Annotated in this window: 4 protein-coding genes; all 4 read right to left on the minus strand. The window is 45.6% G+C overall.

Features of this window, described 5'->3' with window-relative positions:
* Nucleotides 1–54: 54 nt before the first annotated feature.
* From J5X92_RS20650 to J5X92_RS20665, 4 genes are read right to left on the minus strand one after another with little or no spacing between them, the layout of a single operon-like run.
* Nucleotides 55–1455 (minus strand): flavodoxin domain-containing protein, encoded by a 1401-nt coding sequence (locus J5X92_RS20650; RefSeq protein WP_208806414.1) that lies wholly within the window; start codon nt 1453–1455, stop codon nt 55–57.
* A 34-nt stretch (nt 1456–1489) separates the two neighbouring features.
* On the minus strand, nt 1490–2323 hold the full coding sequence (locus J5X92_RS20655; protein ID WP_126871714.1) for a DUF4198 domain-containing protein: 834 nt from the start codon (nt 2321–2323) through the stop codon (nt 1490–1492).
* A 16-nt stretch (nt 2324–2339) separates the two neighbouring features.
* A complete protein-coding gene (locus J5X92_RS20660; RefSeq protein ID WP_126871713.1) occupies nt 2340–2873 on the minus strand; it encodes a DUF2271 domain-containing protein in 534 nt (177 codons plus the stop codon).
* A gap of 36 nt (nt 2874–2909) precedes the next feature.
* Entirely contained in the window at nt 2910–3509 is a 600-nt protein-coding gene (locus tag J5X92_RS20665; RefSeq protein ID WP_126871712.1) for a PepSY-associated TM helix domain-containing protein, read from the minus strand.
* Nucleotides 3510–4353: the final 844 nt, after the last annotated feature.

Here is a 4353-nt window from a genome sequence, read left to right on the forward strand (position 1 = left end):
TTTTACTTTTGGCGAAGCAAATTATAACTCTTTACCATGCTGCTCAAAAACCAATCACGAAAGATCAACACGCCTTAGGAATACTTTCAAAGCATCAGCTTGTTCTACTATCAAGTGTTGTACATATTGATTTGGTGCAATATTTGGCTCTAAAGAAGGCTTTGAAAAAATCACAGAGCGTTTATGAATACACGATGCATTGTGAAAAGGAGATAGTGCTTTGGGCAAAATGTCATCTTTTTCTGGGCTTCGTTCACCGTAAAAAATCCACACTGGGCCGCCATCTTTAAGCATGGCTCGTTTAGCAAGTTGCGCTCTAACGCCTGCAATACCGCTTCCGGCCGCTATAAGCACTAATGGACACTGCGTATCGGTGATAACCGCATTCGTGTTTTTACGTATTTGCGCATAAACAGGCTGGTTCATCGGCAATTTGCTCGTTAAAAAACCAGAGCCATAGCCTAGTTCACCATGCTCTTTTCGTACTTCTCTTACTATCAGCTTCAAGTCATTTTCTTGCGGTGCCGACGCAATGGTGTACGAACGTCCTATTCGTTTTCTTGGGTGCCCGCTCGAGGGTTCTTTTAAGTGTCCGCTCGAGAGCTCTTTTAAGTTCTCGCTCGAAGGCTCTCTTAAGTTCCGGCTCGAGGGCTCTTTTAAGTTCCGGCTCGAGGGCTCTTGTAAAGAAAGGTACCCTTGCGTCATGTCAGGGTAGATATCAATGATATCCCCCGCTTCCCAAGTTAGTGGCACTTTACCAGCCTCACGGGCTGATGGCGGCTGCTTTAAGGTTATTGCATATAAACCACGGGTATCGTCTTGATTGAGCTGTTTGCGGTGTTCTAATACCCAAGGTTGCATTTGTTCAGATAATTCAGTCGCTAAAGAATCAAGATGGACTAAATGTTCACCTTTTCCACTATCTAATGTGGTGAGTGATGTTAATGGCGTGCCGCCCAGTAAGCTTACGTTCTCATAAAGAGCCACTGCAAAACGGCAAAACTGTTTGTATTCCCGACTTCCCAAACCGATAACTTCGTATGACAAGTTCGATAAAGGTGTGGCCCCACTCTTTTTGGCTCGCTGCAAAGCATGATAAAAGCGAGTGCCTGCATCTGGCGGCTCACCCTCACCATAAGTGCTAACTACAAACAGCGCCTTTGATACATTGCCGAGCATCGAAAGGTTTAACGACGCCATGGAAACCAAAGTAATCGTTTCATGCTCAGCCAGTGCTGCAGCTTTAGCCCGCGCAATCTTTTCTGCGGTGCCGGTTTGGCTGGCATAAACAATAAGGGTTTGATTTTTACTATCGCGGCTATTTACATGTGTATTGTATGTTAGAGGATCGGTGACGGAGCGCTTTTTCCTATTCCTATAAAAAATCACCGCTACCCACAACACATAAAGCGTGATGCTAGATAGTGCAATAAGTAAACGGTGAGTTTCAGTCATGGTACTTTTAAAGTATCTCAGTAAATGCTTAAGCTTATAGCGGTAGCACTTCGAAAGTACCTGAGTAACTTCCCGTTCTTACCGTTGCTGGCTTTTCAGCTTTATCATCTTTATAACCAATTTCGATAAAATACATGCCTGCTTGTGGCCAAGTAACTTCAAACTGCCCTTCGTCATTAGATGTTACCGAAATCGTTTCTTGGTCATTTCTGTAACGCATACCACCACGAACAACTTCAACCTCTGCACCCACTGCTGGTTCGCCGTCGATAAGCAAAGTAAAGGTAGCGGCTTCAGTAGCAAACAAATCATTCGGGTGAGTTACTGGGATAAGCTCTAAGCCTTCGTTAGTTGGTGTAAATACCTTTTCTGAAGGCTCACCAAGGGTTACAAAGGTTTCCACTCGACGAGAGCCTTGGGTAATACGTAAATCTGTTGCCTCTTTCGGTACTGATGTAGCAAACTCTTCAGCCACATAAGCTTCACCACGACCAGGCCACATTTTGCGCTTACCCTCGTCATCTTTCCAAAAGGCACGTATACCAGAACTGAAAGACGTGATCTTATAAGTGCCTTCCTGCTCCAGCTTTACATCGAAAGTGGTGCGATATTTCCCACGGGCGCTATTTTCAGTCTCTTTTGTTTCGCCGTTTGGTGCAGTCACGACTAAGTCGTCAGTATTCATTGCGAAATGATCTGGGTGAAAGATAGTATTTGAGATAGCGGCATCAAATGTTACGTACGCTTCCTCACCCGATAGTACAGTTGAACTTGGTAATACCCATGCGCGGTGAGCGCTGGCAGAAAATGACACTGCTAATGTTGCGGCTATTGCAACGAATGATGTAGTAATTGATAATTTTTTCATAATGTTCTCTGAGAGTTTATTCATCTTCCAGACGCAATGAAACGCGCCCAATTTCTGATTTGCCTTCCACCGTAACGGGGAGTATTTTCGCTGATAAAGGGAGACTAAATGGAATAGACAATACTTCTCTGCCGCCCACTTCACGTGATGCTTCTACTCGAAGGGTATAATCTCCGTCACTCAACTTCGCTAAGGCGCTATTAAGTTGAGTATCGATGAGGTGCGTACCAGGACCTTTCGTCGCGCTGGTTAAACCGTCGAAAGGTAAATCTAAACTTCTACCACCACGACGCCACCATTGTCTAAGATCTTTAAGCCACTCTTTACCTTCGTGCTCACGCATATCGACGTCATACCACACCGCCACTTGAGTCGATTTACGCTTATTGTTTTCAATCCATACAGCCACGTACGGTTTATGATACTCAGCCACATCTAGCTGAGGTAAGGCTATATCAAGCGTTACTGACTGCGCAGCCATAGAGACTGACGAGGCTAACATAAGCCCTAGCGCACCAGACGCTATCGCAAGACCATTTCGCACTTTCATTTTTTCACTCCTTTTCAAGTTCACGCCCCAAAACCGCTAATGTACAAATAACAGCAAAATGACAAATGGGATTAATACGCCCAGAACAGTTACAGGCCAAGTTGAAGCTCTACTGGGTGCATGTCGCATAAGTAACTGCAAACCCGTGACACTAAAAATAATGCAGGCAACAGCAAAAATATCGATAAACCAAGGCCACACTACTCCCGTATTTCTACCTTTGTGCAGATCGTTGAAATACGAAATCCATCCTCTATCCACGCTTTCAAAAGTGACCATTTTAAGTTCACTATCTACAGCCACCCAACTATCTGTACCCGGACCAGGCCACGACGCATAATATTCAATACCGTCCCATTCACCCACCACCGAAATAGGGATAGCAACACCATACTTATCAGATACGAAATCCACCAAGACATCAGGAATAACAGCGTCACCCTCTGGCAACGCCACAAAGTCATCTATTATAGATGCAGGCAACGTAGCTTCTATTTCAGTCACTTTTTTATTGGCAGGAATATCTGCAGCGTGATTAAGGGTTATACCCGTTAAGGAAAACAGTAATATGCCGACAAGACACCACGCCCCACTTATCCAATGCCATTGTCTAATACTGCCTAATGAGAAGCGCATAAATGTTTTGCTATTCCTTATTCATGGCTATTTAATCTTTCGAGGCGATAGATAATACAGATTTTACGCAGCGACTCAATGCAAATGAGATTTATTCTCGTATTTGTCAGATACATGGGCCTGCCGTTATGACCTTCTTGACAGTATAAGTGCTTTGGCTGAGGCCTCATGGATGGGTTATCCCCAACTATACCAATAGTAGATGCTGGCATTTACAAGAGAGGGAGTATCCCCCATCTACAACCTCCCACAGCATAGATGCAGCTGCACAGGCTCCATTGATCGATTCACGCCGCGTTTCTGATGGGATTAATCACTATCTGAGTACGATGGCACGTTTAGAAGGAAGGACTTCGTGCGCCTCGGAAACTCTCTACAGCATAGATGCCGTAGCGAAGGCCCCATGGATGGGTTTACGCCGTGACCTTTACCCTACCAACAACAGTCTACTGTGTTGACAGAAGCGCCAGTAGAAGCCCATGTGAAACCCTCCGCAGCATGGAAGCTGCTGCGGAGGCTCCATGGATGGATTCACGCCGTGTTTCTGGTGGGGGCGAGTCCCTCTCACCTTGGTGGCTCCTTACGATGGTACGCTTTGGAAGGAAGGGCTTTGTGGGCCTCGGAAACTCTCTACAGCATGGATGCTGTAGCGAAGGCCCCATGGATGGGTTTACGCCGGGTTTACGAGGCGCACAAAGCCCTTCCCTACCATGTCCACTAAATTCCACGCACAAAAAAGGCGCTCTAATGAGCGCCTTCTTTTAACACTTTGGTTTGCTTAGATTAAAGAATCTTAGCTACAACACCAGCACCTACAGTACGGCCACCTTCACGGATAGCGAAG

Origin of the sequence: Alteromonas sp. K632G, assembly GCF_017653625.1 — a bacterium.
Lineage (GTDB): Bacteria > Pseudomonadota > Gammaproteobacteria > Enterobacterales > Alteromonadaceae > Alteromonas > Alteromonas naphthalenivorans.